General features: G+C 71.8%; 26 protein-coding genes and 3 pseudogenes. 17 read left to right on the top strand and 12 right to left on the bottom strand.

What is annotated here, in order from left to right:
• Positions 1-552: pseudogene (locus tag AAW13_RS46160) on the top strand (serine/threonine protein kinase); the annotation flags it as partial.
• A 134-nt stretch (positions 553-686) separates the two neighbouring features.
• Positions 687-2,216 carry a substrate-binding domain-containing protein gene (locus AAW13_RS35775; RefSeq protein WP_046732261.1) on the top strand — a complete coding sequence of 510 codons (1,530 nt, stop codon included), beginning with the start codon at positions 687-689 and terminating at the stop codon, positions 2,214-2,216.
• Between the two features lie 6 nt (positions 2,217-2,222).
• On the opposite strand, the gene AAW13_RS35770 is transcribed toward AAW13_RS35775, so the two are convergent.
• From AAW13_RS35770 to AAW13_RS35760, 3 genes are read right to left on the bottom strand one after another with little or no spacing between them, the layout of a single operon-like run.
• A complete protein-coding gene (locus AAW13_RS35770; RefSeq protein ID WP_240528830.1) occupies positions 2,223-3,275 on the bottom strand; it encodes a Gfo/Idh/MocA family protein in 1,053 nt (350 codons plus the stop codon).
• 1 nt (position 3,276) lies between these two features.
• On the bottom strand, positions 3,277-4,266 hold the full coding sequence (locus AAW13_RS35765; RefSeq protein WP_046732260.1) for a Gfo/Idh/MocA family oxidoreductase: 990 nt from the start codon (positions 4,264-4,266) through the stop codon (positions 3,277-3,279).
• A complete protein-coding gene (locus AAW13_RS35760) occupies positions 4,263-5,417 on the bottom strand; it encodes a Gfo/Idh/MocA family protein (protein ID WP_046732269.1) in 1,155 nt (384 codons plus the stop codon). The genes AAW13_RS35765 and AAW13_RS35760 overlap by 4 nt, the downstream gene beginning before the upstream one ends.
• Positions 5,418-5,537: 120 nt before the next feature.
• Here AAW13_RS35760 and AAW13_RS35755 point away from each other — a divergent pair, with 120 nt between their 5' ends.
• Positions 5,538-6,578 (top strand): LacI family DNA-binding transcriptional regulator, encoded by a 1,041-nt coding sequence (locus AAW13_RS35755; RefSeq protein WP_046732259.1) that lies wholly within the window; start codon positions 5,538-5,540, stop codon positions 6,576-6,578.
• A gap of 191 nt (positions 6,579-6,769) precedes the next feature.
• Here the strand turns inward: AAW13_RS35755 and AAW13_RS35750 are convergent, their stop codons facing one another.
• Positions 6,770-7,525, bottom strand: coding sequence for an SLATT domain-containing protein (locus tag AAW13_RS35750; protein ID WP_046732258.1), 756 nt, complete (start codon positions 7,523-7,525; stop codon positions 6,770-6,772).
• A gap of 296 nt (positions 7,526-7,821) precedes the next feature.
• On the opposite strand from AAW13_RS35750, the gene AAW13_RS35745 reads away from it, so the two are divergent.
• The 4 genes from AAW13_RS35745 to AAW13_RS35730 all read left to right on the top strand — a co-directional run bounded on the left by AAW13_RS35745 (position 7,822) and on the right by AAW13_RS35730 (position 10,128).
• Positions 7,822-8,166 (top strand): YbaB/EbfC family nucleoid-associated protein, encoded by a 345-nt coding sequence (locus AAW13_RS35745; protein ID WP_063777090.1) that lies wholly within the window; start codon positions 7,822-7,824, stop codon positions 8,164-8,166.
• 107 nt (positions 8,167-8,273) lie between these two features.
• Complete coding sequence (gene recR, locus AAW13_RS35740; protein ID WP_046732256.1) at positions 8,274-8,873, top strand: recombination mediator RecR; 600 nt, start codon at positions 8,274-8,276, stop codon at positions 8,871-8,873.
• Positions 8,866-9,531 carry a DUF5063 domain-containing protein gene (locus AAW13_RS35735; RefSeq protein ID WP_046732255.1) on the top strand — a complete coding sequence of 222 codons (666 nt, stop codon included), beginning with the start codon at positions 8,866-8,868 and terminating at the stop codon, positions 9,529-9,531. Before recR ends, AAW13_RS35735 begins: the two co-directional genes overlap by 8 nt.
• A 69-nt stretch (positions 9,532-9,600) precedes the next feature.
• Complete coding sequence (locus AAW13_RS35730) at positions 9,601-10,128, top strand: VOC family protein (RefSeq protein WP_046732254.1); 528 nt, start codon at positions 9,601-9,603, stop codon at positions 10,126-10,128.
• Between the two features lie 270 nt (positions 10,129-10,398).
• Here the strand turns inward: AAW13_RS35730 and AAW13_RS46155 are convergent, their stop codons facing one another.
• Positions 10,399-10,773: a hypothetical protein gene (locus AAW13_RS46155; protein WP_046732253.1), complete on the bottom strand. Its 375-nt coding sequence runs from the start codon at positions 10,771-10,773 to the stop codon at positions 10,399-10,401.
• Positions 10,774-10,881: 108 nt separating this feature from the next.
• On the opposite strand from AAW13_RS46155, the gene AAW13_RS46150 reads away from it, so the two are divergent.
• Both AAW13_RS46150 and AAW13_RS35720 read left to right on the top strand, forming a co-directional pair.
• On the top strand, positions 10,882-11,049 hold the full coding sequence (locus tag AAW13_RS46150) for a hypothetical protein (protein WP_167391767.1): 168 nt from the start codon (positions 10,882-10,884) through the stop codon (positions 11,047-11,049).
• 83 nt (positions 11,050-11,132) lie between these two features.
• Positions 11,133-11,642, top strand: a complete 510-nt coding sequence (locus tag AAW13_RS35720) for an SgcJ/EcaC family oxidoreductase (protein WP_046732252.1) — start codon at positions 11,133-11,135, stop codon at positions 11,640-11,642.
• Here AAW13_RS35720 and AAW13_RS35715 read toward each other — a convergent pair.
• Positions 11,608-11,883: pseudogene (locus AAW13_RS35715) on the bottom strand (sensor histidine kinase); the annotation flags it as partial. The gene AAW13_RS35720 and the pseudogene AAW13_RS35715 sit on opposite strands and share 35 nt — an antisense overlap.
• Positions 11,852-12,022, bottom strand: a pseudogene (locus AAW13_RS47155) (response regulator); the annotation flags it as partial. The pseudogenes AAW13_RS35715 and AAW13_RS47155, both read right to left, overlap by 32 nt.
• A gap of 212 nt (positions 12,023-12,234) precedes the next feature.
• Here AAW13_RS47155 and AAW13_RS35700 point away from each other — a divergent pair.
• The 4 genes from AAW13_RS35700 (at position 12,235) to AAW13_RS35685 (ending at position 17,090) form a co-directional block, all read left to right on the top strand.
• The gene (locus tag AAW13_RS35700; RefSeq protein ID WP_046732250.1) at positions 12,235-13,506 is read left to right on the top strand and encodes an aspartate kinase; all 1,272 of its coding nucleotides are present in this window, start codon (positions 12,235-12,237) and stop codon (positions 13,504-13,506) included.
• A complete protein-coding gene (locus AAW13_RS35695; RefSeq protein ID WP_046732249.1) occupies positions 13,506-14,591 on the top strand; it encodes an aspartate-semialdehyde dehydrogenase in 1,086 nt (361 codons plus the stop codon). The genes AAW13_RS35700 and AAW13_RS35695 overlap by 1 nt, the downstream gene beginning before the upstream one ends.
• A 475-nt stretch (positions 14,592-15,066) precedes the next feature.
• Complete coding sequence (locus AAW13_RS35690) at positions 15,067-15,741, top strand: SigE family RNA polymerase sigma factor (RefSeq protein ID WP_206306332.1); 675 nt, start codon at positions 15,067-15,069, stop codon at positions 15,739-15,741.
• A gap of 200 nt (positions 15,742-15,941) precedes the next feature.
• Positions 15,942-17,090: a hypothetical protein gene (locus AAW13_RS35685; protein ID WP_071659790.1), complete on the top strand. Its 1,149-nt coding sequence runs from the start codon at positions 15,942-15,944 to the stop codon at positions 17,088-17,090.
• Positions 17,091-17,139: 49 nt separating this feature from the next.
• On the opposite strand, the gene AAW13_RS35680 is transcribed toward AAW13_RS35685, so the two are convergent.
• On the bottom strand, positions 17,140-17,931 hold the full coding sequence (locus tag AAW13_RS35680) for an SURF1 family protein (protein ID WP_046732248.1): 792 nt from the start codon (positions 17,929-17,931) through the stop codon (positions 17,140-17,142).
• A 157-nt stretch (positions 17,932-18,088) separates the two neighbouring features.
• Between AAW13_RS35680 and AAW13_RS35675 the strand changes: the two genes are divergently transcribed.
• Complete coding sequence (locus tag AAW13_RS35675; RefSeq protein WP_240528829.1) at positions 18,089-19,894, top strand: S9 family peptidase; 1,806 nt, start codon at positions 18,089-18,091, stop codon at positions 19,892-19,894.
• 173 nt (positions 19,895-20,067) lie between these two features.
• On the opposite strand, the gene AAW13_RS35670 is transcribed toward AAW13_RS35675, so the two are convergent.
• Positions 20,068-21,981 (bottom strand): NAD-binding protein, encoded by a 1,914-nt coding sequence (locus tag AAW13_RS35670; protein WP_046732246.1) that lies wholly within the window; start codon positions 21,979-21,981, stop codon positions 20,068-20,070.
• Between the two features lie 174 nt (positions 21,982-22,155).
• Between AAW13_RS35670 and AAW13_RS35665 the strand changes: the two genes are divergently transcribed.
• Entirely contained in the window at positions 22,156-23,274 is a 1,119-nt protein-coding gene (locus AAW13_RS35665; protein WP_420855509.1) for a permease, read from the top strand.
• Positions 23,271-24,062: a TIGR03943 family putative permease subunit gene (locus AAW13_RS35660; RefSeq protein ID WP_046732245.1), complete on the top strand. Its 792-nt coding sequence runs from the start codon at positions 23,271-23,273 to the stop codon at positions 24,060-24,062. The genes AAW13_RS35665 and AAW13_RS35660 overlap by 4 nt, the downstream gene beginning before the upstream one ends.
• 31 nt (positions 24,063-24,093) lie before the next feature.
• Here AAW13_RS35660 and AAW13_RS47700 read toward each other — a convergent pair whose 3' ends face one another.
• The 3 genes from AAW13_RS47700 to AAW13_RS35645 form a co-directional block, all read right to left on the bottom strand.
• On the bottom strand, positions 24,094-24,345 hold the full coding sequence (locus tag AAW13_RS47700) for a hypothetical protein (RefSeq protein ID WP_338059075.1): 252 nt from the start codon (positions 24,343-24,345) through the stop codon (positions 24,094-24,096).
• 179 nt (positions 24,346-24,524) lie between these two features.
• Positions 24,525-24,656 carry a DUF397 domain-containing protein gene (locus AAW13_RS47150; RefSeq protein WP_240528832.1) on the bottom strand — a complete coding sequence of 44 codons (132 nt, stop codon included), beginning with the start codon at positions 24,654-24,656 and terminating at the stop codon, positions 24,525-24,527.
• Positions 24,619-25,533: a helix-turn-helix domain-containing protein gene (locus tag AAW13_RS35645; RefSeq protein WP_046732244.1), complete on the bottom strand. Its 915-nt coding sequence runs from the start codon at positions 25,531-25,533 to the stop codon at positions 24,619-24,621. The genes AAW13_RS47150 and AAW13_RS35645 overlap by 38 nt, the downstream gene beginning before the upstream one ends.
• Positions 25,534-25,686: 153 nt before the next feature.
• Between AAW13_RS35645 and AAW13_RS35640 the strand changes: the two genes are divergently transcribed.
• Complete coding sequence (locus AAW13_RS35640; protein WP_046732243.1) at positions 25,687-26,142, top strand: ATP-binding protein; 456 nt, start codon at positions 25,687-25,689, stop codon at positions 26,140-26,142.
• Positions 26,143-26,314: the final 172 nt, after the last annotated feature.

The following is a 26,314-nucleotide window of genomic DNA, read 5'->3' as shown; positions in this document are numbered from 1 at the left end:
GAACCCCACCGCACCCGCTCCACCGCCCTGCTCGTCACCGTCGCCCTGATCGTGATGCTGGCCGCGGGCGGCTCGGTCTACGCGCTCATGAACAACGGCAGCGGTGACGACGACAAGGCGGCCGGAAGACCCACCCCCACCTCCTCGGCCGCCGCCCCCACCACGTCCGGGGAACCCACGCCCACCCCGTCGGCCTCCGCGTCGGCCCATCCGGTGGTGCCGACCGCGTTCCTGGGCACCTGGACCACCGCCATAGACAACTCCACCGGCCACAACACCCGCGAACTGACCATCCGCCAGGGAGCGGTGGGCGACACGGTCCTCACCCTGGTCGCCGACGGCCCCGGTTACCACTGCGAGTTCACCGCGAAGCTCGCCGAACGCCCGGGCTCGGACGGCCCGCTGGACATAGGGCCCTCCAAGGTCACGGCGGGCAAGCCGCGTACGTCGTGCACGGCGGGCGAGCCCACCCGGGTGACCCTGCTGTCGGACGGCAGGCTGAAGCGGGCGACGAAGAACGGCGACGAGAGCCTGACGTACGGCAAGGACTGAACTCAGCACGGTCAAGGGGTAGTTGAACGTTCGGCGAACATCGGGACAGCTGCCCCTTTTGTCCCTTCGCATCCCCTCCCCGCCCCTTACGGTGACCCCACCATTCGACTCCGGGGAGTGGCGGGGGCACCCACATGGAGTGGCTGAGCGCGGAGAACATCGTGGCCGTCGGCACCGCGGTCGCCGGCATCGTCGCCTCCGCGGGCATCTTCTGGTACGAACGCCGGGTGCCACGCCGTAAACGCATCGGCTACCGCGTGCAGATGGACAACCCGATCGGCGACGACGTCCGTTCCGGGCGGATCGGCAGACGCCTCGGCCTGTTCGACGAGGCCCCGGACATGGCCGACGCCACCCTGGTACTGCTGCGCATCGAGAACGACGGCTCCCAGGGCATCGGCCGTGACGACTACACCAGTCCCGAACTGCACGGTCTCACCGCGGTGTTCACCGACCGGACGATCCGTGGTGTCTCGGTCACCCAGCCGACCGACAGCGACCACCTCATGCCGCACTTCACCCGGGAGCGCGGCTTCGGCTACTCGGGCAACACCCTGCGCATCCCGCGTGTCCCGCTCAACGCGGGCGAGCACTTCAAGCTGCTCGTGCTGCTCTCCGGCGGTGACGTCGGCCGGGAGATACGGCTCATCGGCGGCCTGCACGACGGCGAGCTGCACACCAACCGCAGCGCCACCCCGGACGACGCGACCCCCCTGTTCAGCCGCGCCTCCCGGCTGATCACCATCATGCTGACACTGAGCGTCGTCGCCCTCGCCACGATCGTCGTGGTCCGCGACGACAGCCCGCCGCCGATGGGCTGCGCCAAGGGCTCGCTGCGGGTCTACGGCTCGACGGCGTTCGCACCGGTGATGGCGGACGCGGCCGGGAAGTACGAGAAGGAGTGCGAGGGGGCCTCGATCCAGGTGGACGCCCGCGGTTCCACGGCCGGGATCAGGGACCTGAACAGTGCCGGGGCGGCCCGGAAGAAGAAGGGCTCACCGCCGCTGATCGCCCTCTCGGACGGTCCCAAGCCCGCCGGGATGCCCGAACTGAAGGAGAAACCGGTCGCGTTGGTGGTCTTCGCGCTGGTCGTCAACGACGCCGTGAAACTGACGGACCTCTCCACGGCCGACGTACGGCGGCTGTACCGGGGCGAGATCACCGACTGGAGGCAGCTGGGCGGCCCAGACCTGCCGGTGGTGCTGGTCAGCCGGGACGCCGACTCCGGTACCCGGCAGGTCTTCCAGCGGCGGGTGCTGGGACGCGGTGAGATCGCCAACTCGTCCGTCGACTGCGTCCACAAGGACGACCCGACGGCGAAGGTGATCCGCTGCGAACTGGACTCGACCGACCAGGTGCTGTCGGAGGTGGCCCGGCTCAAGGGCGCGGTCGGCTACGCCGAGCTGAACGTGGCGGCCGACGCGAAGGGGCTGCACGTCCTCTCCCTGGACGGCGACGCCCCGTCGGTCGAGGCGATCGAGCGCGGCAGCAGCCCGTACCCGTACCGGGAGATCGAGTACGCGTACACGTACGGGCAGCCGCCGGCGGACTCGTTGGCGTCGAGCTTCCTGTCGTACGTCAGCAAGGGCAACGGCGAGGAAGTGATCCGGTCGTACGGGCATGTGCCCTGTTACACGCCGGTGGGAATGAGGCTGTGCGCGTGAGCGCCCTCACGGTGCGAACTCGATGCCGCACGTCCGCCGGATGCCGTCCATCGCCCGCAACGTGACGATCGACGCCTCCAGCGGGCGGAGCGGCGACTCCCGGTGTCCTTCCGCCACGCGTCTCGCCACTTCCGCCGCCTCGAAGTGCAGGGCCTCGTGGGCGGTGCGCGGTTCCGAGTAGGTCAGGGCCGGGCCGCCGCCCGCCGGGGTCAGGTGGACGTCGCCGGGCTGGTAGAAGGGGCCGGGCAGGGTGAGGGTGGCGTGGCTGCCGGCGATGGTCGCGGTGGTCGGGGTGTCGCTGAACAGCGTGGTGTGGACCACGGCCTGGTTGCCGTCGCCGTCCCGCAGGACGGCGGAGAGCTGGCCGTTCACGCCGGCCGGGTGCGGCTGGCCGGCGGCGAGGATCTCGGCGGGCTCGCCGAGCACCCAGGTGGCGAGGGAGACCGGGTAGGTGCCGAGGTCGAGGAGCGGTCCGCCGGCGAGGTCGGCGCGCAGGATGCGGTGGCCGGGCGCGAAGTGCTCACCGTGGTCGGCGAGGACGGAGTGGACGTCGCCGAGGACACCGGAGTCGAGGATCTGCCGGACGACGTCGAAGCGGGGGAGGAAGAAGGTCCACAGCGCCTCGGCGCAGAACAGGCCTCGGGCGGCGGCCAGTTCGGCCAGCTCCGTCGCCTCGGTCGCGTCCAGGGCCAGCGGCTTCTCCACGAGGGTGTGCCTGCCCGCCTCCAACGCCAGCCTCGCGCAGTCGAGATGGGCGGTGTGCTCGGTCGCCACATAGACGACGTCGACGTCCGTCGCCGCGACCAGCTCCTCGTACGAGCCGTAGGAGGCCGGGATGCCGTGCCGGCCGGCGAACTCCCCCGCGCGGGCCGCGTCGCGGGAGCCGACGGCGGTGAACCGCTGCCGGGTGTGCCGCTGGACCGAGCGCACGAACCGCTCGGCGATCCAGCCGGTGCCGAGCACACCCCAGCGCAGGGCGGGCGCCGCCATGGGGTCCGGGGTGCGCGGGGCGGGGAGTGCGGTGGGGAAGGCGGGCGGCCCGGTGCGGGGCGTGGGCAACTCAGACCTCCGGGACCCGGACGGCGGTCGTACGGCCGTCGGCGTGCATGGAAGCGATGACGGCCTCGGCGACCGCGGAGGCCACCAGCCCGTCGTACGCGGTGGCCAGCGGAGCCGGCCGCTCCGCTGCCACGGCGTCGACCCACGCCTGCAACTCCAGGCGGTAGGCGTCGGCGAACCGCGGCCGCCAGTCGGCCGGGTAGCCGGTGGCACGGGTACGGGCGGTGTCGGACACCAGCCGGGCCGGGTCGGTCAGCGCCAGCGTGCCGTGCTCGCCGACGACCTCGCAGCGGACGTCGTAGCCGTACCCGGCGTTGAGGAAGGTCTCCACGGTGGTCAGCGCACCGTCGGCGGTGCGCAGCAGCATCAGCTGCGGGTCGCGCAGCCCGGTCGCCGCCGAGGTGGGCCGGGCCGCATGCCAACTCACCTCCACGACCGGTGAGTCCAGCAGCCAGGGCACGGTGTCGAACTCGTGGATCGCCGAGCCGGTGACGCTGAACTCGTCGGTCGCGCCGGGCGCGGAGGACACCCCCCGGCTCCGGCAGTGCACGAGAAGGGGAGCACCGGCCGTACCGGCGCCGAGGGCTGCCCTGAGTTCGACGTAGCCGGGGTCGAAGCGGCGCATGAAACCGACGGAGATCAAGTCCGCGCGGTCCTCCCGGAGGACCCTTACGCACTCCGCCGCGGTCGGTGCGAGCGGCTTCTCGCACATGACCGGCTTCCCGGCCCGGACGGCGGCGATCGCGAGGTCCGCGTGGGTGCTGTCGTGGGAGGCGATGACGACGGCGTCGACCTCGGGGGCGGCGATCAGCGCGAGGGGGTCGTCGGTGGCCCGTGCCCCCGGTACGGCCGCCGCCACCTCGGCCGCCCGCCCCTTGTCGAGGTCGGCGACGAGGACGACCGCGGCGCCCGACACCCAGCGGTGCAGCGTGTTCACATGGTCGGCGCCCATGTTCCCGGCGCCGACGACCCCGATCCGGACGACGCTCATCCCAGGCTCACCCACGTGCCCTGCTCGGCGGAGCGGCTCATGGCGTCCAGGGCGGTCGCGCTGTGCACGGCGTCCTCCAGGGTCGCGCCGTACGTCGTGCCCTCGGCGACGGACCGCAGGAAGTTGTACGCCTCGATCACCTTGAGGTCGTCGTAGCCCATGGCGTTGGCCGCGCCGGGCTGGAACGCCGCGTACTCGCCGTGGCCGGGGCCGACGAAGACCGTGCTGACGGGCTGGTCCTGGTAGGAGGTGCCGCGGCTGACGCCGAGCTCACCCAGCCGCCGGTAGTCCCAGAAGACGGCGCCCCTGGTGCCGTGCACCTCGAAGCCGTAGTTGTTCTGCTCGCCGACCGAGACCCGGGAGGCCTCCAGGACACCGCGGGCGCCGGAGGCGAAGCGCAGCAGACAGCTGACGTAGTCCTCGTTCTCGACCGGGCCGAGTTCGCCGCCGGTGGCGAGGGTGTGACCGGCGGTGGCACCGGTGGGCCGGGCACGCTCCGGGATGAAGACGGCGGTGTCCGCGGTGAGCGCGGTGATGTCACCGAGCAGGAAGCGGGCCAGGTCGACACCGTGCGAGGCCAGGTCGCCGAGGACCCCGCCACCGCCGCGCGCCCGCTCGTACCGCCAGGTCAGGGCACCGTCCGGGTGGGCCGCGTAGTCGCTGAAGAGCCGGACGCGGACGTGCGTGACGGTGCCGAGCTCACCGGAGGCGATCAGCTCACGGGCGTACGCGACGGCGGGCGCGTTGCGGTAGTTGAAGCCGACGGTGCTCCGCACGCCCGCCTTGGCCGTTGCCTCCGACACCGCGCGGGCGTCCGCCGCCGTCAGGCCGACCGGCTTCTCGATCCAGATGTGCTTGCCCGCGCCGGCCATCGCGACGCCGATCTCGCGGTGCAGGAAGTTCGGGGCGGTGATGCTGACGGCCTGGATCCGGGGGTCGGCGGCGATCTCACGCCAGTCGCGGGTGGTGGACGCGAACCCGAACTGGGCGGCGGCCTCCTCGGCCCGGCCCGGCACCTCCTCGGCGACGGCGACCAGCTCGGGCCGTACGGGCAGCTGCGGGAAGTGGTGGGGAATCCGCTGGTAGGCCTGGGTGTGCACCCGTCCCATCCAGCCGAATCCGACGACGGCGACGCCGAGCGTACTCACGATGGCTGCCCTTCTTTGGACCGTTCCAGAGGTTGCCCGCTCACGATGCGGGCGTGCTTCCGCTGATGTCAAGACATACGGGCGTCTTTACAATGCTCGGGTGAGTGTGGAACGGTCCACGGCATGAGCGCCCCGACCATCCGTGACGTCGCCGCGCGCGCCGGCGTGTCGAAGTCGCTGGTCTCCCTGGTCCTGCGCGGCGCGGCCGGGGTCCGCGAGGACAAGCGGCGGGCGGTCCTCGCGGCCGTCGAGGAGCTCGGCTACCGGCCCAACGCGGCGGCCCGCAGCCTGAGTGAGCGCCGCACCCGCACGGTCGGCGTCCTCCTGAACGACATGCGCAACCCCTGGTTCGTGGAACTCCTCGACGGCCTCAACCGGCGGCTTTACGACGCCGGGCTGCGGATGCTGCTGGCCGACGGGCACCTCAACCGCAGGCTCGGCGAGGACCTCACCCAGACGTTCACCGAACTGCACGTGGACGGCCTGATCGCGGTCGGCACACTGCCCGACCCCGGGATGCTGCGGACGGCCGCCGACCGCGTCCCCACGGTGGTGGCCGGCACCAGGGAGCCGGTCCTGCCGTCCGTGGACATCGTCGCGAACGACGACGAGCTGGGCGCCCGCCTCGCCACCGAGCACCTCATCGGCCTGGGGCACCGGCACATCGCGCACATCGCCGGGCAGGGCGCGGTCGGCGAGGTGCGCCGGCGCAGCTTCGAGGCGACGATGCGCGCACACGGCCTCGCGGATTCGGCGGCGGTGGCGCAGGGCGACCTGACGGAGGAGGGCGGCTACCGGGCGACGGTCCGCCTGCTGAGCGGGGCCCGCCGGCCGACGGCGATCTTCGCGGTCAACGACATGACGTGCGTGGGCGCGCTGTCGGCCGCCGAGGAGACGGGGCTGGTGGTCCCCCGGGACCTGTCCCTGGTCGGGTACGACAACACGTACCTCTCCCGGCTGCGGCACCTGTGGCTCACGACGGTGGACAACGCGAGCGAGGAGGTGGGACGCCGGGCCGCCGAACGTCTCCTGGCGAGGATCGCGGAGCCGGAACGGCCGGCCGAGCTGGACCTGGTGACCCCGTTCCTGGAGGTACGGGGGACGACGGGCGCGCCGTCGGGGACGCCGTCGGGGGCGCCGTCGAGACCGCCGTCGGGGGGCTGAACGCCGTACGCCGTCCGCGGCGCCGTCGTGGCTGCTCGCGCAGTTCCCCGCGCCCCTGGCGGGGCACGTCGCCCGCGGGGCCGCCGTGGCTGCTCGCGCAGTTCCCCGCGCCCCTTCAGGGGCGCGGGGAACTGCGCGAGTGACCCCCGCGCACCCGCAGCCGACCTGCGACGCGGGCTCCTCACCTCATCTCACCTCGGCTCCGGCGGGCGCTGTCTCGGCATGTTCGGCCGGGTCCCGTTCGTGCTCGGCGGCAGTGGCGGGTACCGGCCGTTCAGATGCCCCGCGTCCCCCCGCGGCCCCGCCGCCACCGCCGCCTGGATCGCGAGCGGCGCCGACCCCGTCCGGAACTCGACCATCCAGTCGGCCGTCTCGGTACGGACCAGCTCGGTCACGTCCTCCGAGAACCTCCGCAGCACCCCCAGGCACCGCTCCGCCGCCTCGCTCGCCGTCCCCTCCGCGGGACCCAGCACCTCGCGCACGCTCTCCGACGCCCAGTCGAACTGGAGCACCTGGAGCCGCCGCTGCACCGCCTGCGCGGTTGCCATGTCCCTCATCCAGCCCGACGTCACCCCGAAGAACCGGTCCACGCCGACGCACGCCACCGCCGTCAGCAGCGCCAGATACCCCCAGGGCGCGACCCCGCCGACCACCCCGGTGAGGTCGAGGAGCGGCAGTGCCGCCCCCAGCACCGCGCCCACGGCCGCCCCGCTCCGCAGCGCCCGTGCCCCGCGCCGTTTCCACACCCGGTCCGCCAGATACCACTCGGCCGTCTCCAGCGCCCCGCGCTCCACCCACCGGTACAGCTCGTCGAGCCGCTCGGCCGGCTCGCCCCAGTCCCCGAGCGGGAACGCCCGGCCGGTCAGATCACCCGGCCGCAGTCCGGCCGCACCCTCGCCCCGCCCGTCCTGAGGCGGTCCCTCGGGCTGCATCTCCGGCTGACCCACCCGGCACTCCCTTACTGATCCCGACCGGTCACGTTCCGTGACACGGGCCATGGCATTGAACATGACGCCGGCCACGGCACGGGACCTGACCATGGATGCTGACGACGGGAACCCTTCCTACCGCCCAATGGGTGGCGAAGGCTTGGCTTTCGCCACTTTTCCGCCTGGAAGTGGCGCTTGATCAGGTATAGACCCCCGCTGATTCTCACTCGAAAGAGTGGCGGGGCGATGGCTGCGTCGACCACGTAGGCTCATCCACAACGGGACAACCGAGAATCGACACCCAGGAGCTGATCGTGATCCCCGGTGGTGGCCAGCCCAACATGCAGCAGCTGCTCCAGCAGGCCCAGAAGATGCAGCAGGACCTGGCACGGGCCCAGGAGGAGCTGGCGAACACGGAGGTCGACGGACAGGCGGGCGGCGGCCTGGTGCGGGCCACCGTGACCGGCTCCGGCGAACTGCGCGCGCTGAAGATCGACCCGAAGGCGGTGGACCCGGAGGACACCGAGACTCTCGCCGACCTGATCGTCGCGGCCGTACAGGCGGCCAACGAGAACGCGCAGACACTCCAGCAGCAGAAGCTGGGCCCGCTGGCACAGGGCCTGGGCGGCGGCAGCGGCATCCCGGGTCTGCCGTTCTGATCTCGCCGTTCTGATGTTCGTCGCCCACCAGACACCCGTACCGCCTTCCTAGGACAGGCGGCAGCCAACTACGGTACGTACCGAAAGACTCCAGGAAGGGCAGTCCGTTGTACGAAGGCGTGGTCCAGGACCTCATCGACGAGCTGGGGCGACTGCCCGGCGTCGGTCCGAAGAGCGCGCAGCGGATCGCCTTCCACATCCTCCAGGCCGAGCCCACGGACGTACGGCGTCTGGCGCAGGCCCTCCTGGAGGTGAAGGCGAAGGTCCGCTTCTGCGCGACCTGCGGCAACGTGGCACAGGAGGAACTGTGCAACATCTGCCGCGACGCCCGCCGCGACCCCACGGTGATCTGCGTGGTGGAGGAGCCGAAGGACGTCGTCGCGATCGAGCGCACCCGGGAGTTCCGCGGCCGCTACCACGTGCTGGGCGGCGCGATCAGCCCCATCGAGGGCGTCGGCCCCGACGACCTGCGCATCCGGGAACTCCTCGCCCGCCTGGCCGACGGCACGGTGACCGAACTCATCCTGGCCACGGACCCCAATCTCGAAGGCGAGGCGACGGCCACGTACCTCGCCCGCATGATCAAACCCATGGGCCTGAAGGTCACCCGCCTGGCCAGCGGCCTCCCGGTGGGCGGCGACCTGGAATACGCGGACGAGGTCACCCTCGGCCGCGCCTTCGAGGGGAGACGACTCCTAGATGTCTGACGCCACGCTGCACGACACGACGCTGAACCCGGACGACTTCGCGGTCCAGATCGCGGACCAGGTGGAGAGCTTCCTGGTGGCCGTCACGGAGGTGGCCAAGGGCGACGAGCCGGATTCGGCGGTCCCCTTCCTCCTTCTGGAGGTCTCCCAGCTCCTGCTGGCCGGCGGTCGCCTCGGCGCGCACGAGGACATCGTCCCCGACGAGCGCTACGAGCCCGACATGGGTCCGGAACCGGACGTCGACCAGCTCCGCGAGAACTTCGCGCGGCTGCTGGACCCCATCGACGTCTACTCCGAGGTCTTCGACCCCTACGAGCCGCGCAAGGCCCCCGTCCCGGCCCGCCTCTCGGACGACCTTGCCGACATCGTCACCGACCTCCGCCACGGCATGGCCCACTACCGCGCGGGCCGCACCACGGAGGCCCTGTGGTGGTGGCAGTTCTCCTACTTCTCCAACTGGGGCCCGACCGCCTCCGCGGTCCTGCGCGCCCTCCAGTCCATCCTCATCCACGTCCGCCTGAACCAGCCCCTGGAGGAACTGGACGGCCTGGACACCGACCAGGCCACCATCGGCGACGAAACCCTGGAGTTCGAAGCGGGCCAGGTCATGCAGCAGGAGATCGGCGGCCCCTTGGGAGCACGCACCCCGGCCAAGTAGGACACTCTGCGTCCTAAGCGGTTCCTATGGTCGGCGGTGACATTTCCCGACACCACCGAGGAGACCGCGATGCCCGAGCGGAACAGCGTCGCACCGGACGGTCACACCACGGTCGCGCCCTGGGTCGTCACCGACGACACCGGGGCGTTCCTGGACTTCGTCACCGAGGCGTTCGGGGGTGAGGAGCTGGGGCGGGTTCCCACCGAGGCCGGTTCGATCGGGCACGCCGAGATCCGGATCGGCGACACCGTCGTGCTGGCCTTCGACCGGAGCCCGGACTGGCCCGTCATGCCCAGTCTGCTGCGGGTGTTCGTCGCCGACGCGGACGACACGTTCGCGCGTGCCGTCACGGCAGGCGGCCAGGTCCTCACCGCCCCCGCCGACCACGCCTTCGGACAACGCGGCGGACGCGTCAAGGACCCCTTCGGCAACATCTGGTGGGTGGTCGCGCACGTCGAGGACGTGCCCGAGGAGGAGATGTGGAGCCGGCTGCGTGAGCCCCGGTACGCGGAGGCCATGCGCGTGGCCCAGGAGACCTTCGACGCCGAACTGGGCGGCCGGGGCCGCAGCAGCCCGCCCGTGCAGCCAGGCGGCTGATCCTTCGCTCTGACCCGCCATTCGCAGTTCGGCCCGGGGCTCAAGCCCCGGGCTTCGAGCTCTTCCATGGGGTTTGGGCTGGTTTGATCCGACCCAACCAACCGGGTCTGTAGGCGAGTTGAAGCCGCCTACCTCGAAAGAGTGACGTTCCGTGATCGGCTTGCGTCGGCACGTGAAGGCGCTCTGGGTTCGCGGCACACAGATCGGCCCCGGTCGGTGCGGGAACACCGGCTCCGGGGCCTCGACCTACGTATCGAGGAACCTCGGTACCTACGCGAACGAGGAGCCCCGACAGTGGCTTACGCCCAGCCTAGCCCTGCCCTGCCGTCCCCGTCGCTCCCCATGGCCAAAACGGGTTACGGGAAACGCCCCGCGGGTGACGAAGACCCGTACGCCGACCCGGACTTCGCACACCTGAGCCCCCGCGACCGTGAGATCGCCGTCTTCGTCGACCATCTTCATGAGGGTCATGCGATGGGCTACAAGGCGATCGCCGCCGAGCACCCTCGCTACGGCCAGCAGGAGGACCAGGCGGCGGGCGTGGTGGTCGGGGAGGTGGCCGGCCGCCCGCCAGGCCACCACGCTGGTCGCGCCGGCCGCGCAGTTCAGCACGATGCCGGTCAGGGGTATCAGCGTCGTCGTCATGGTGTAACTGGCTACACCAACGGTTCGGGAGCACGCTCCCTCGTCGCGGGCGCCGGGAGACGGAATCGTTGATCTCGCCAGGTCAGCCAACGAGAACAAGGACCTCCGATGAAAGCCCTGCTCGCCTCCCGCCCCGTCCTGTGGTTCCTCTTCCTCTTCAACCTCGTCGTCGCCGCCGTCGCGCCCCTCGTCGTCGACGGCACCCAGGGCGTGCTGACCGCCGTAGGGATGGGCGTCGTCTCGCTCGGCGCCGGGATCAGCCTGCTGCACCGGTGAGCGGACGCGAATTGGCCAGGCCCTGCACGTCCGTTGTACGTCGGCTGCACAGGCGCTAACCAGCGGAAAGACAGTCTTGGGTCATGACCCGAACGACTCGCAGGACCCGTGTACGCGCCGCCCTCGTCACAGCCACCGCCCTCGTCACCGCCGCCACGGTGAGCGTGGGGGTCAGCCAGGCCGGCGGCTCGAAGGCGCCCCAGAAGCCCAGCAAGAAGCAGATAGCCGCACTCTTCGACCGGTGGAACGCGGCCCTGCGCACCGGTGACCCGGAGAAGGTCGCCGACCTGTACGCGAAGGACGCGGTGCTGCTGCCGACCGTCAGCAACAGGATCCGTACCGACCACGCGGGGATCGTCGACTACTTCGAGCACTTCCTGCGGAACAAGCCGGTGGGCGAGAAGAAGCGGACCGTCGTCGACATCCTCGACTCCGACTCGGCCATCGACACCGGGATCTACGCGTTCACGCTCACCGACCCGAAGACCGGCGCCGAGCGGGTGGTCGAGGCCCGGTACACGTACGAGTACGAGAAGCGCGGCGACCGGTGGCTGATCGTCAACCACCACTCCTCGGCGATGCCCGAAGGGTGACCGACACCCACAGCCCACCGCCGGGAGCGTCCCGCAGGGCGACCGTGCCGCCGTCGTCCGTCACCAGCTGACGTACGACGGACAGGCCGAGGCCGGAGCCGGAGCGGCCGGTCAGGCCCTGGCCGCGCCAGAAGCGGTCGAACGCGCGGGACTTCTCCGCGTCGGTCATGCCCGGGCCCTCGTCCAGGACGGAGAGCGTCACCTCGTCGGCCGTCGCCTCGACGGCCACCGTGATCGAGGAGTACGACGTCGTAGGGGCCGGGGTGGGCGAGTGCGGCGGCGCCCGTGGTGACCCACTCGGCGTCGAAGCCGTACCGCCTCAGGCCGCGCCGCAGCGATTCCGCCACCGGTTCGTCGTCTTCCACCAGCAGTACGCGCACGCCTCGTACCTTAATTCTTGAAACTTAATGCACAGGGCCCTCTGTGAGGCAGGGCACTTTTCGCGTGGCCGGGCGTGCGCTGGGCAGGTTCCGATCCGGAAGCGAGCGGCCGAACACTCCCGGCGCGACGTCTCACCATGCGGGAGCAGGCTGGTGGAATTCGGACGCTCGTTAAACTGAGCCGACACAAACGAACCGAGCGAGGAGCGCACGTGGGCCTTGTCGTGCAGAAGTACGGAGGCTCCTCCGTTGCCGATGCCGAGGGCATCAAGCGCGTCGCCAAGCGGATCGTGGAAGCGAAGAAGAACGGCAACCAGGTGGTTGTCGTCGTTTCCGCGATGGGCGACACGACGGACGAGTTGATCGATCTCGCCGAGCAGGTATCCCCGATGCCTGCCGGGCGTGAGTTCGACATGCTGCTGACCGCCGGAGAGCGTATCTCCATGGCCCTGCTGGCCATGGCGATCAAAAACCTGGGCCACGAGGCCCAGTCGTTCACCGGCAGCCAGGCGGGCGTGATCACCGACTCCGTCCACAACAAAGCCCGGATCATCGACGTCACGCCCGGCCGCATCCGCACCGCGCTCGACGAGGGCAACATCGCCATCGTCGCCGGGTTCCAGGGCGTCAGCGCCGACAAGAAGGACATCACCACGCTGGGGCGCGGCGGGTCCGACACCACGGCCGTGGCCCTCGCCGCCGCGCTCGACGCCGAGGTCTGCGAGATCTACACCGACGTCGACGGTGTGTTCACCGCCGACCCGCGCGTGGTGAAGAAGGCGCGGAAGATCGACTGGATCTCCTTCGAGGACATGCTGGAGCTCGCCGCCTCCGGTTCCAAGGTGCTGCTCCACCGCTGTGTGGAGTACGCCCGCCGTTACAACATCCCGATCCACGTGCGGTCCAGCTTCAGCGGACTACAGGGCACGTGGGTCAGCAGCAAGCCGATTGGGGACAAGAAGGTGGAGCAGGCCATCATCTCCGGTGTCGCGCACGACACCTCCGAGGCCAAGATCACGGTCGTCGGTGTGCCGGACAAGCCGGGTGAGGCCGCCGCCATCTTCCGGACCATCGCGGACGCCGAGATCAACATCGACATGGTCGTCCAGAACGTGTCCGCCGCGGCCACCGGCCTGACGGACATCTCCTTCACGCTGCCCAAGACCGAGGGCCGCAAGGCCATCGACGCGCTGGAGAAGAACCGTCCGGGCATCGGCTTCGACTCGCTGCGCTACGACGACCAGATCGGCAAGATCTCACTGGTCGGCGCGGGTATGAAGACCAATCCGGGGGTCACCGCCTCGTTCTTCGAGGCGCTGTCCGACGCCGGCGTGAACATCGAGCTGATCTCGACCTCCGAGATCCGCATCTCGGTCGTCACCCGCGCCGACGACGTGCCGGAGGCCGTGCGCGCCGTGCACTCCGCCTTCGGCCTGGACTCGGACACCGACGAGGCCGTGGTCTACGGGGGCACCGGCCGCTGATGGCAGCGACTGCCAAGCCGGCGCTCGCGGTCGTGGGGGCGACCGGGGCCGTCGGCACGGTCATGCTCCAGATCCTGTCCCAGCGGGCGGACGTCTGGGGCGAGATCCGCCTGATCGCCTCCGCGCGCTCGGCCGGCCGCAAGCTGACCGTGCGCGGGGAGGAGGTCGAGGTCGTCGCCCTGTCGGAGGCCGCCTTCGACGGGATCGACGTCGCCATGTTCGACGTGCCCGACGAGGTGTCCGCGCGCTGGGCGCCGGTCGCCGCGGCCAGGGGCGTGGTCGTGGTGGACAACTCGGGCGCCTTCCGGATGGACCCGGAGGTGCCCCTCGTGGTCCCCGAGGTCAACCCGCACTGCGCCCGCAACCGGGGCCGCGGGATCATCGCCAACCCCAACTGCACCACCCTGTCGATGATCGTCGCCCTGGGCGCGCTGCACGCCGAGTTCGGGCTGCGCGAGCTGGTGGTGTCGTCGTACCAGGCGGTGAGCGGCGCCGGGCGGGCCGGCGTGGAGACGCTGCGGGCCCAGCTGTCGATGGTGGCCGGTACGGAGCTGGGCACCAAGCCCGGTGACGTGCGGCGGGCCGTCGGGGACAGCACCGGGCCGTTTCCGGAGCCGGTCGCGCTCAACGTCGTCCCGTGGGCCGGGTCGCTGCGGGAGGACGGCTGGTCCTCGGAGGAGATGAAGGTCCGGGACGAGTCCCGCAAGATCCTCGGGCTGCCGAGGCTGCCGGTCGCGGTGACGTGTGTCCGGGTACCGGTGGTCACCACGCACTCCCTGACCGTGCACGCCCGCTTCCAGGGCGAGGTCACGGTCGAGAAGGCCCGGGAGATCCTCGACACGGCCCCGGGTGTCGTCCTCTTCGACAACCCCGCCGCCGGCGAGTTCCCGACGCCGGCCGACGTGGTGGGCACCGATCCGACCTGGGTCGGGCGGGTCCGGCGGGCGCTCGACGACCCGACCGCCCTGGAACTTTTCGTCTGCGGCGACAACCTCCGCAAGGGGGCCGCGCTGAACACCGCGCAGATCGCCGAGCTGGTGGCGGCCGAGCTGACCGGCCGTTCAGGAACGGCGGAGTTTGCGTGAACAGCCGGTGACCACGGGAAACGCCCTTGATGGGAGCGCGCCCACGGTTAGGATTCCCGTAAGAAATGTGGTCCGGAGCATGGTCCGGACCTCTTGAACCCGGGGCCCTCGGCGTTCGAAGATTTTCCTCCCCGTCCTCCGCAACCACGCGGGCGGCGGGGAGCGTCTTTGCGATCGCCCACTTACCGGGCGCTTACGTGGCCGCGGCCTTCGGGGCGTGGGGACGCATGATCCTGGCGTGGGGACGCCGTGATCTGGGCGTGGGGACGCCCGTTCATATGGGACACAAGGGAAGAGCGGGACGAATGTCGGCGATCGAGGCACCGTCGGGTGTGCTGCCGGACGCGCGAAGAGCGAGGTCGAGCACGTCCGGCGAGCTGGCCGGCGGAGGTGGCGCGAACGCGTCCGGCACGTCCGCCGCAAAAGTGACGCCCGGCACGTACAACCCCGCCGGGGGTGAACGTGTCCAACTTGCGTGGCAGACGTACTCGAACTCAGTGCGCCCCGCGGCGCGACGGCCCTCCGGCCGCCCCGCGCCGGCCTGCGCCCCCGCGTGTCCGGCGCGCCCGGCGGCATGCCGGTGATCGCGCCCATGCCCGCAGCGCGGCCCACCCGCATACCCAGCCAGCGCGACGACGCGGAAGGGACGGCCGCCGCCGGTACGACGGTCGACCACCTCACCGAGACCTACCGGGCCCACTACCGTTCGCTCCTCGGTCTCGCCGCGCTCCTCCTCGACGACACCGCCTCCTGCGAGGACGTCGTCCAGGAGGCGTTCATCCGAGTCCACTCCGCCCGCAAACGCGTCCGCGACCCGGAGAAGACCCTGGCCTACCTCCGCCAGACGGTCGTCAACCTCTCCCGCTCCGCGCTGCGCCGCCGCATCCTCGGCCTCAAGCTCCTCTCCAAGCCGATGCCCGACATGGCGAGCGCGGAGGAAGGGGCCTACGACCAGCTGGAGCGGCGTGACCTCATCAAGGCGATGAAGGGTTTGCAGCGCCGGCAGCGCGAGGTCCTGGTGCTGCGGTACTTCGCCGACATGACCGAGGCCCAGGTCGCCGAGACACTCGGCATCTCGCTGGGATCGGTGAAGGCGTACGGCTCGCGCGGCATCGCGGCGCTGCGGGTCGCGATGGAGGCCTCGGCATGACGGACAGCCCCGAGGGAGGCGACTCACATGATCGCCACGAGCCCTACGCCTGGCACGAGCCGACGGGGGACCAGGAGGCTCCCGGCTCGGGAGGCCACGCGGTTCCCGGCCCGGGAGACCGCGAGGACGGCGGTCCGGGGGAACCGGATTCGTCAGGTCACGAGCAAGAGCACAAGCAATCGCACGCTGGGAACGGAACTGTGAACCACGGCCCCGACGAAAAGGGCCCGGAGGGCCTCGGACAGGGCTCTGAAGGGCTCCGGAGCGGGCTCGGCCCCTTCGGCTCCGGCTTCGGCCGCGGTGCCGAAGGCCCCGCCGCCCCGGACGGACCCTCCGACGACGCCCTGGACGCACTCGGCACGGACGAGCTGGCCCTGCGCCGGCTGCTGCACACCGCGGTCGACGACCTCGCGCCCCGCGACGGCGCCCTCGACCGGCTGCGCCGCGCGGTGCCCGCCCGCCGGGCCCGCAAGCGCCAGGCCGCCGTCGGCATGGCCGCCGCCGCCCTGTTCATCGGCACCGCGATCCCGGCCCTCGTGCACGTCTCGAACTCCGGCGGCACCGACCCCAACACCTCCATGGCCGGCCAGGCCTCCCAGGCCCAGGGCGGCTCCGCCGGCGGCAAGGACCCGGACGGCGGCTCCGGCACCGCGGGCGGCTCCGGCGGCCAGACGGCCAGCCGGCCCCCCGGCGACACCAAGGGCGGCGGCAAGGACGAGAGCACCGGGACGGTCGGCGGCACCAAGGTCGTCCCCACGGCGGGCGCCGCCAGCAGCGCCCCCGTCTGTACCTCGGCCCAGCTCGGCACCCCGTCCGCCACCGTCGGCGCCCCCGACTCGACGGGCGTCGTCTACGGCACCTTCCGCGTCGTGAACGTCTCGACGGCGAGCTGTACCGTCGGCGGCCCCGGCAGCGTGAGCTCCCTCGCGCAGGGCGCGGCCGATCCCACCAAGGTCCTCACCGTCCGGCACACCTCGGGTGACGCGGCGGCCGGGCTGCCCGACCCGACGACCGAGCTCACCGGCCTGGTCCTGGCGCCCGGCGCGGCCTACGAGGAGAAGTTCGGCTTCGTCCCGTCGGAGACCTGTCCCACCACCGGCTCCAGCGGCGGTTCCACCGACAGCCCCTCGACCTCCCCGAGCCCGTCCGAGGACGCGAGCAGCGGCACCGGTACGACCACGAGCGGGTCCGAAGGCGTCACCACCCAGCTGCTCACCGAGGACGGCACGGCCGACGGCAGCATCGCGGTGTCGTACACCCCCGAGGCCGGGTCCCCGACCGGCTCGACGACGGTGCCGAACGCATGCGCCGGGACGGTCTACTGGACCGGGGTCCTGTCCGCGGTGTGACGCCCGGCGTGGCCGCGGCCCCGGGCGCGGGTGTCCGCGGCGGGGCCGGTCAGACCGCCGCGGTCGGCCGGCCGGCCTCCTCGTCCGGGACCAGGCCGAGCTCCGCGTCCCGCGCGAACTCCACCTCGCGGCGCAGCAGCCGGAACCACATGAACACCACGAACCCCGCGAACACGAACCACTCGCCGGTGTAGCCGAGGTTCTGGAACGCCTTCAGATCGAGCCCCGAGTTGTCCGGCGCGGTCGCCGGTACGGCCGTCATCCCCGAGTCGGCCTTGTCCAGGGTGATCCACGCGTCGTACACCGGGTACGGCACCAGGTTCACCAGCGAGGCCGCGCTGATCGCCGCCGTCTGTCCCGACGGCAGCCCGCCCTGGGCGCTGACGCCGTTGTCCCCCGGCGTCTCGGAGGCCTGGAGCGCGCCGGTGACGGTGACCTCGCCGGTGGGCGGCGCGGGAGCCCGGGAGGCGTCCGCCTTGCCGGGCAGCCAGCCGCGTACCACGGGCAGGGCCTTGCCGGAGTCGGTGCGCAGCAGGGTCAGCACGTAGTAGCCGTCGTGGCCGTCGAGCTGCCGGCCGGGCACCAGCAGCTGCTTGGCGTACCGGCCGCTGACGGTGGCGCGCTTGCCGGAGGTGGTCTGGTCGACGGGGAGCAGGTCGGCCAGCGGCCGGGCCGCTTCCGTCCGGGCCGTCTCGACCTGCTTGTCGGCGGTGCGGTGCGCGTCGACCCGCGCCTCGAATCGGCTCAGCTGCCACGACCCCATGAAGATGCAGAACGGGATGGCGAGCAGCACGAAGACGTTGATGCCCCACCAGCGGGGTGTCAGCAGGAACCGGTACACCCTGTCCACGGTACGGGGCGCTTTGCGGGGGGTTGGGGGTGGGGTGGCCCGCGTCGGCCCCTCCGCTCCCGGCTGTTCGCAAAGTTATCCACAGGCCACGGGCGCGACCCAGCGCATTGTGGGCGGGGGCAGGCACTATGGGGCCATGACTGCGGCCATGAGTGAGAGCGACATGCCGGACTGGGAGAAGCGCTTCCGCGCCCCTCGGGTCTCCCTGCCGGACTGGGCGGAGGACGCCCCCGACCGTTCCCTGTTCGTGTCGAACGCGACGGGGACGTACGAGCTGTACGCCTGGGACCGCGCCAGCGGAGAGCAGAGGCAGGCGACGAACCGGCCGAACGGCACGACGGACGGGCTGCTCTCCCCGGACGGCGCGTGGATCTGGTGGTTCGACGACAAGGACGGTGACGAGTTCGGCGTCTGGCGCCGCCAGCCCTTCGGGGGCGGCGCCGACGAGGAGGCGGCACCGGGCCTGGAGCCGTCCTACCCCTCGGGCCTGGCACTCGGCCGGGACGGCCGCACGGCGGTCGTCGGCCGCTCCACGGATGCCGAAGGTACGACGATCTACCTGGTCAGAGCCGGTGAGGCACCGTCCGAGATCTACCGGCACGCGGAGTCCGCGGGCGTCGGCGACCTCTCCCACGACGGGTCGCTGATCGCGATCGAGCACACCGAGCACGGTGACGCGATGCATTCGGCGCTGCGGGTGGTCCGCCCCGACGGCACGAAGGTGGCGGAGCTGGACGACACCAGGGGCGGCGCGGAGGAACTGGGCCTGGAGGTGCTGGGCTTCGCCCCGGTCGACGGCGACCCGCGGCTGCTCATCGGCCATCAGCGCCGGGGCCGCTGGGAGCCGCTGGTCTGGGACGTCGTGACCGGCGGGCAGACGGACCTGACCCTGGACCTGCCGGGCGACGTGAGCGCCGAGTGGTATCCGGACGGCAGCGCCCTGCTGATCGCGCACAGCCACAAGGCCCGCAGCGAACTCTTCCGCTACGACCTGGGGACGCACGAGCTGACCCGGATCCCCACCCCGCCGGGATCCGTCTCCGGGGCCACGGCCCGCCCGGACGGCACGGTCGAGTACCTCTGGTCGTCGGCCGCCGAGCCGCCGGTGGTCCGCTCCACGACGGGCGCGGTCGTCCTGGACCCGCCGGGGATGAAGTGTCCCCCGTCGGTCCCGGTCACGGACGCGTGGGTGGAGGGTCCGGGCGGCCTCATCCACGCCCTGATCCAGAAGCCGGCCGGCGCGGTCGGCCCGCTGCCCACCGTCTTCGACCTGCACGGCGGCCCGACCTGGCACGACAGCGACGGCTTCGCGGCCGGCCCGGCGGCCTGGGTGGACCACGGCTACGCGGTGGTCCGCGTCAACTACCGCGGCTCCACCGGCTACGGCCGCGCCTGGACGGACGCGTTGAAGCACCGGGTGGGCCTGATCGAGCTGGAGGACGTCGCGGCGGTGCGGGACTGGGCGGTCGAGTCCGGTCTCGCCGACCCGGACCGGCTGATCCTGACCGGCGGTTCCTGGGGCGGCTACCTCACCCTCCTCGGCCTCGGCACCCAGCCCGCGTCCTGGGCGGTGGGCATCGCCGTCGTCCCGGTCGCCGACTACGTCACGGCGTACCACGACGAGATGGAGTCACTGAAGGCGATGGACCGCACGCTGCTGGGCGGCACGCCGGAAGAGGTCCCCGACCGCTTCGCGGCCTCCTCGCCCCTGACCTACGTCGACGACGTGAAGGCCCCCGTCTACATCTCGGCCGGCGTCAACGACCCGCGCTGCCCGATCCGCCAGATCGACAACTACGTCAGCCGCCTGGCGGCCCGCTCGGCCCCCCACGAGGTGTACCGCTACGACGCGGGCCACGGTTCCCTGGTGGTCGACGAACGCATCAAACAACTGAGGCTGGAGATGGAGTTCGCGGAACGCCACCTGAAGGAGAAGGCCGAGGCACCCCTTTGACCGCACGGCACACTGAGCACACCGGCTGGGAAGCCGAGCACTGCTGACGCGCGGTACTGAAGCGCCCCGTAGGGGCGCTGGGGGTACTCTCGGCCGAAGGCTGGGGGAGGAACCGCGCGCTCAGCCCCCGCCCAGCCGCGGATACGAAGCGGCCGCCCCCACCCGCCCCCCTCTCAACTCACCGAGACGGGTGGCTGGGTGGGCGGCACCCGCCCCGACAACTCGGCCAACCCCCTCCGAGTCGCGGCCACCACCACCCGGTCGCCGCCCCGCATCACGTACTCCCCGTCCGCGACCCCCGCCCGGCCCTCCAACCCCAGCACCCGCCAGGCCCCCGCCCGGAACGCGCCCGCCACGGTCCGCCCCTCCAACTGCGGATGCCCGCCCACCGCCAGCACCGCCACCAGCAGCACCTTCCGCTCCACCGGCACCGCCCCGAGGATCTGCCGCCCCAGCATCGCCCCCGCGAAGGACGGCGCCGCCAGGTACGACACGCTCCGGCTCCGGGTGAGCGCCCGCGGATGCGCCGCCCGCAGCGTCCGGTACACGGCGGTCGCGAAGTCGTCGTCGTACAGCCGCAGCACGGCCTTGAGATCCGGCCGCACGGACCGCGCGTACAGCACGGCCTCCAGATTCGTCGTGTCCGCGCTGGTCACCGCGAGCAGCGCCTGCGCCCGATGGATCTTGGCGGCCTCCAGGACCCCTTCCTGGGTGACGTCCCCGAGCACCACCGGCACCCGCAGCCGCCGTGCCACCGCCAGCCCGCGCGCGTCCGGATCGGACTCCACGCACACCACCGGGACGTGCAGTTCGTGCAGCCGGGTCAGCACCCGCGTGCCGATCTTGCCCAGCCCGAGCAGCACCACGTGCCCGCTCAGCCCGCGCGGCGGCTTCCGCAACGCGGACGCGGTCCGGAAGGTCCCGAGCGCTTCGAGCACCGCCGCCAGCAGTACCGGCAGCAGCAGCAGGCCCATCAGCCCCGACAGCAACTGGAGGATCTGCCGGCCGACCGAGGCCCCGATCGCGGGATCGTCGATGGCGAACAGGTCGAGGAGCGTGTAGTAGAAGGCCCGTACCGGATGGATGCCCGTCACCACGGACAGCGCGATCGCGAGCGCGATCACGCACCCCGCGAGCCCGGCCAGCGACCACCTGAGCCGTCGCGAGAACAGCGAGGCGAGCGCCGGTACGACGCCGGCCCCGACCCCGCCGCCGCGTCCGCCCGGTGCCGTCGTCCCTGCGGACGTCGACACCTGCTCCAGCACCATCACGCCCCGCTCGCCCGCGGCCCGTACCTCCGCCTCGTCGGGCAGCAGCCGCGGCCCCTGGTCACCCGCGACGCCCGCGGGCAGTGGACCGGTGTTGTTGGGGGAGAGCAACGCCAGCGGGAAAGAGCCCGGTCGGGTGCCCTGCCGGGTCACCGCACCGGACCCGGGCGGCAGTTCGACCGCCCGCAGCACCAGCCCGTCGGTCTGGATGACCTTGCCGTTCCCGGCGAGCGCGGTGGCGGCGAGCGCGGGGGCCGCGGTGTCGGCGTCGGAGAGCACGGTCGTGGCGGCGTCCCCCGCACCGCCGTCCGCGTCCCCGATCGCCAACGCGGCCGCCTGGTCGAGGAGTTCCTCGATGTGCTGGCCGAGCCGCCGGTTGTACAGCCGCAGCACCAGCCGCAGCCGGGGGTTCAGCCGACGGGCGGTGAGGGCGGCGCGGATGTTGGTCTCGTCGTCGTCATAGACGAGGGCGAGCGCGGCGGCCCGTTCCACACCCGCCTCGGCGAGCACGGCCTCGGTCGCCTCGGGGGCCTCCAACACGCGTTCCCCGTGCGGGCCTTCCCCGGTGCCCGGACCGGGGCCGCCGGTCCCACCGGCGCTGCCGCTGCCGCCGTTCCCGCCGTTGCCGCCCGCCCGTGCGACGGCGGCGCTGACCACCCGGTCCAGCAGCGCGGCCGAGGCGGCACGGGCGCGTCCCACGACCGGTGGGCGGGCGGTGCGTTCGTTCGGCGGCACGACCAGGGTGACCTGTTCGCCGTACACCGTGCGCAACTCGGCGGCCAGCCGGTGCGCGAGCCCGTCGTCCCCGCACACCACCATGGGTGCCGGGCCACCACCTTGATACGGAACGCTCGCCACGAGGGAAAAGACTGCCTCAACGGGACGCATGGTTCCAGCAACGAAGTGAACAGCCGCCCCGGTCCGCCCGTAGGGAGGGGGAGGGAGCATAATCCCGGATCTGACCGAAGTGCCGGAGGTATCCGACCCGTGGCCATCACCGAGAAAGCCGCCCCGCCCGGGCCGGCCCCCCACGACGAGCGCCCCGGCGGTGCCGACACCACCGAACACGCCGAACGCACCGATCACGCCGATCACGCCGAACGCACCGGGCGCGCTGACCGTCCTGCCGGCCCTGTCGGCGCCGCCCGTTCCGAGCAGGAGGGCTGGCACCTCAACTCGCCCTTGGTCCTGACCCTGTTGCTGCTTCTGGTCGTGGTCTTCCAGGGTCCGGTGCGCGGTGCGCTCGCGAAGCCGGTGATGCAGAGCTGGATGACGGTGTTCGTGGCGGTGGTCGTCCAGGCGCTCCCCTTCCTCGTGCTGGGCGTACTGCTCTCCGCGGCGATCGCGGTGTTCGTACCCCCCTCGTTCTTCGCGCGCGCCCTGCCCAGCCGCCCCGCCCTGGCCGTTCCGGTCGCGGGCCTGGCCGGTGTGGTCCTGCCGGGCTGCGAGTGCGCGTCGGTCCCGGTGGCCGGAGCCCTGGTCCGCCGGGGCGTCACGCCCGCCGCGGCCATCGCCTTCCTCCTCTCCGCCCCGGCGATCAACCCGATCGTGCTGACGGCGACGGCCGTGGCGTTCCCGCGCGACCCCGAGATGGTGCTGGCCCGGTTCGGCGGCAGCCTCCTGGTGGCGTGCGCGATGGGCTGGCTGTGGCAGCGGCTCGGCCGCACCGACTGGCTGCGCACGCCGGCGCACGCGCACCACGAGGGCGAGACGAGGATGGAGGCCTTCTGGTCCTCGGTCCGGCACGACACCATGCACGCGGGCGGCTTCCTGGTGCTCGGCGCGATGGCCGCGGCGACGCTGAAGGCCGTGGCCCCGGCGGAGTGGCTGCGGACCGCGGCCGCCAACCCGGTGGTGGCGATCCTGGCCCTGTCGGTCCTGGCCGTGCTGCTGTCCATCTGCTCGGAGGCGGACGCGTTCGTGGCGGCCTCCCTGACCCAGTTCTCCCTCACCGCCAAGCTGGCGTTCCTGATCGTGGGCCCGATGATCGACCTCAAGCTCTTCGCGATGCAGGCGGGCACGTTCGGCCGCGGCTTCGCCCTGCGGTTCGCCCCCGCCACCTTCGCCGCGGCCATCGCGGGCGCGGTCCTGACCGGGGCGGTGCTGCTGTGAACCGGCAGGCACAGGCGGCGGTGATGTTCCTGGTGGGGGCGGCCCTGCTGCACGCGGGCCTGACCGACCTCTACCTCCGCTACGTCAAGGCGGGCCTGCAACCGCTCATCCTGGCGGCGGGCGCGGTCCTGATCGTCGCGGCCCTGGCGACGGCGTGGTACGAGTGGCGAGCCCGCACCCGCACCCGCACCACATCCGGAGACGACCACACCCACGACCACGACCAGACCCACGACCACGACCAGACCCACGACCACGACCAGACCCACGACCACGCCCATCCGGAACCCCGTATCTCGTGGCTCCTGGTCCTTCCCCTCCTCGCCCTGATCCTCGTCGCCCCGCCCGCGCTCGGCTCCTACAGCGCGGTGCGCGCGGGCACGGCCCTGCAACAGCCTTACGGCTACATGAAGTTGCCGAAGTCGGACCCGATCCCGATCAACCTGGTCGACTACGCGGGCCGCGCGGTCTACGACCACGGCCGTTCGTTCGGCGGCCGGAGCGTGCGCATCACCGGTTTCGTGGCCCTGGACAAGAGCGGCGCCCCCTACCTGGTGCGGATGGCCCTCAACTGCTGTGCGGCGGACGCCCAGCCGGTGAAGGTGGCCCTGACGGGCAAGATCCCCCCGGTCCTCCAGCCGGACGCCTGGCTCCAGGTGACGGGCACCTACACCGCACGCGTCACCCACGACCCGGTGAACAACGGCCCGATCCCGTACCTGAACGTCACACAGGCCAAGCCGATCCCGGTACCGTCCGACCCGTACGACGAGAGCTGGAACAACTGACCCCGGTCAGGGCCATGCGCGCTCGACACGGTCACACCGCACCGCGTACACCGCCGGGCCGCCCTTCGCGACGGCCTGGTTTGGACACGAGGCCGTAGGGGGTGTCGAAGGCGTCCCGTACGGCGGATGCCGCCTCCCTGATCTCGCTCATGCGGAGTCCCAGGGTGCGCGGAGAACGAAGGACGTGTGCCTCGGCCACCGCGATGAACGGCACCGAAGGCTGCCCTTTCCGTACTGGCTCGACCTGGTGCACCGGCGGCGCTCCGGCGGCCCGGCCCTTCACCCACGACACGAGGGTCGACTGCGGACACCCTCGATCGGGATGCCAGTCCCGGCCGGGGAGGGTGGGTGGGCGGGTAGTTCTTTCCCCCGGTTCTTCAAGGAGGTCAGCGGCCCACCGGACCCTCGCGGACAAGGGTCCGGCGAGCCCGGGACATGGACGGCGTCCGGAGCCCGGCGGGCTCAGTGACGGCGGTCCCTGACCTTCAACTCGCCTATGAAAGCGGCCCAGGCGGTGGCGTCGAAGCACAGCGCCGAACCCTGCGGGACCTTGCTGTCACGTACGGGGACGGCGCCGGGGAACCCGTCGGCCACCTCCACGCAGTCGCCCCCCTCCTGATTGCTGTAGCTGCTCCTGCGCCAGGCGGCGTCGTTCAGATCGGGACGGGACGTTCGCTCCACGGTGACTGTCCTCCATCACGGATCGGATCATGTCGAGCGACATGAGCGGGGGCAGGGCTGCCGCCCGTAGCCGATCGTAGGTCAGCGCGAAGCTCCTGACCTCGTGCGGATCCTCGACGAGTTGGCCGTAGTGAGCGCCCTCCGTGTAGGCGGCTTCCGAGCCGTCCGGCATTGTCAGGAGCGTGAGCGAGCCGCCCATGACGTCGTGCTCACCCTGGTCGAACGGCAGTACCTGCACGGTGAGATGAGACCCCGTCGCGACGTCGAGCACTCGCTCCAACTGCTCCCGCATGACCACCGGGCCGCCGACCGGCCGCCTCAGTACCGCCTCGTCGAGGACCACCCACAACTCCGGCCGGTCGGCCCCGCCGAGCCGTTCCTGACGGCCCATACGGGCGGTGACCCGCTCCTCCAACTGTTCCTTGCCGTCGAGTGTTCGGCCGACACTCAGCACGGCTCGCGCGTAGTCCTCCGTCTGCAACAAACCCGGCACCACGTGCGCCGCGTACTGCCGGATGACCACCGCCCGCTCCGAGTACGCCATGAACTTCCGTGACCAGTCCGGAAACGCCTCCCGGTGCACGTACGGCCACAGCTCCGCCAGCAGGTCGTCGGTGCCCAGGACCGTGTCCAGCGCCCGCGCCAGTTCGAGCGTCGGCTTCGCTCCGGAGGCCCGCTCGATCTGGGTGATCCGGGTGCTCACCACGTGCACGGCGGCGCCCAGTTCGGCCTGGGTCAGCCCGGCGGCGAGGCGCAGCCTCCGTACCCGCGCGCCGAACAGCGCCGCCATCGACGTACTGGAGTCGATTCCGTTGGCCAAGGCGTCACTTCCGTCCCTTACGAACCGAGAAGTAAGGCTGTGTCACCTTCCGAGCCTAGGACGCCGGGACGACTCTTGAGTACGGAACGTGACGACTCGTGTACAGGTGAGGATTGGCGGGCTGTGCTGACAGAAACGGTCACATCGGAGAAGGAACCCAAGGAGCCCCGTTGGAGCGCGCAGTTCGCGTCCTCCGCCCAAGGGGCGCGGCACGCTCGGCACCAGGCCGTGCGGTGCCTGGCGGAGTGGGGCTTTCCCGCCGCGTCGGACGCGTCGTGCACGGTCGCTCTCGTCGTCGCCGAACTCGCCGCCAACGCGGTGCGGCACGGCCGGGTGCCGGGGCGCACCTTCGGTCTCCGGCTCGACTTCGACACCGCGGCGGACCTGGTGCGCGTCGAGGTCGCTGACGCCGCCGCGAAGAGGCCGCCGGCCGCCGCGCCCTCGTCCTTCCCCGACGGGGAGTCGGGCCGCGGTCTGCTCCTCGTGGACGCCCTGGCCCTGCGGTGGGGCTGGATGCCTCGTCAGCCCGTGGGCAAGACGGTCTGGGCGGAGGTGTCCGTGACGGCTTGTCGCCAGTGACGCCCGGCTTGTTCGGCCGCGACGAGGTCTACCGCGCACGACGCGGTCGACGGTCGGTGCTTCCCAACAGCCTGGCCTGCTCACTCTTCAACTGCGTGAACCGGTCGCGGGTGTACTCCCGCAGCCCGCGGCCGGGGAACCCCACGACCGACAGATGCTCCGTGAAGTCACC

The organism is Streptomyces humi, from assembly GCF_001005085.2.
GTDB classification, from domain to species: Bacteria; Actinomycetota; Actinomycetes; order Streptomycetales; family Streptomycetaceae; genus Streptomyces; species Streptomyces humi.
The sequence above is the reverse complement of the archived record's forward strand: the minus strand, read 5'-3'. Positions and strand labels throughout refer to the sequence as shown.

Bases quoted from the DNA above. Each gene is read 5' to 3' on its own strand.
- AAW13_RS35775 (WP_046732261.1), top strand. From the start codon at position 687: ATGGAGTGGCTGAGCGCGGAGAACATCGTGGCCGTCGGCACCGCGGTC.
- AAW13_RS35765 (WP_046732260.1), bottom strand. From the start codon at position 4,266: ATGAGCGTCGTCCGGATCGGGGTCGTCGGCGCCGGGAACATGGGCGCC.
- AAW13_RS35755 (WP_046732259.1), top strand. From the start codon at position 5,538: ATGAGCGCCCCGACCATCCGTGACGTCGCCGCGCGCGCCGGCGTGTCG.
- AAW13_RS35735 (WP_046732255.1), top strand. From the start codon at position 8,866: ATGTCTGACGCCACGCTGCACGACACGACGCTGAACCCGGACGACTTC.
- AAW13_RS35730 (WP_046732254.1), top strand. From the start codon at position 9,601: ATGCCCGAGCGGAACAGCGTCGCACCGGACGGTCACACCACGGTCGCG.
- AAW13_RS46155 (WP_046732253.1), bottom strand. From the start codon at position 10,773: ATGACGACGACGCTGATACCCCTGACCGGCATCGTGCTGAACTGCGCG.
- AAW13_RS46150 (WP_167391767.1), top strand. From the start codon at position 10,882: ATGAAAGCCCTGCTCGCCTCCCGCCCCGTCCTGTGGTTCCTCTTCCTC.
- AAW13_RS35720 (WP_046732252.1), top strand. From the start codon at position 11,133: ATGACCCGAACGACTCGCAGGACCCGTGTACGCGCCGCCCTCGTCACA.
- AAW13_RS35695 (WP_046732249.1), top strand. From the start codon at position 13,506: ATGGCAGCGACTGCCAAGCCGGCGCTCGCGGTCGTGGGGGCGACCGGG.
- AAW13_RS35675 (WP_240528829.1), top strand. From the start codon at position 18,089: ATGAGTGAGAGCGACATGCCGGACTGGGAGAAGCGCTTCCGCGCCCCT.
- AAW13_RS35670 (WP_046732246.1), bottom strand. From the start codon at position 21,981: ATGGTGGTGTGCGGGGACGACGGGCTCGCGCACCGGCTGGCCGCCGAG.
- AAW13_RS35645 (WP_046732244.1), bottom strand. From the start codon at position 25,533: ATGGCGGCGCTGTTCGGCGCGCGGGTACGGAGGCTGCGCCTCGCCGCC.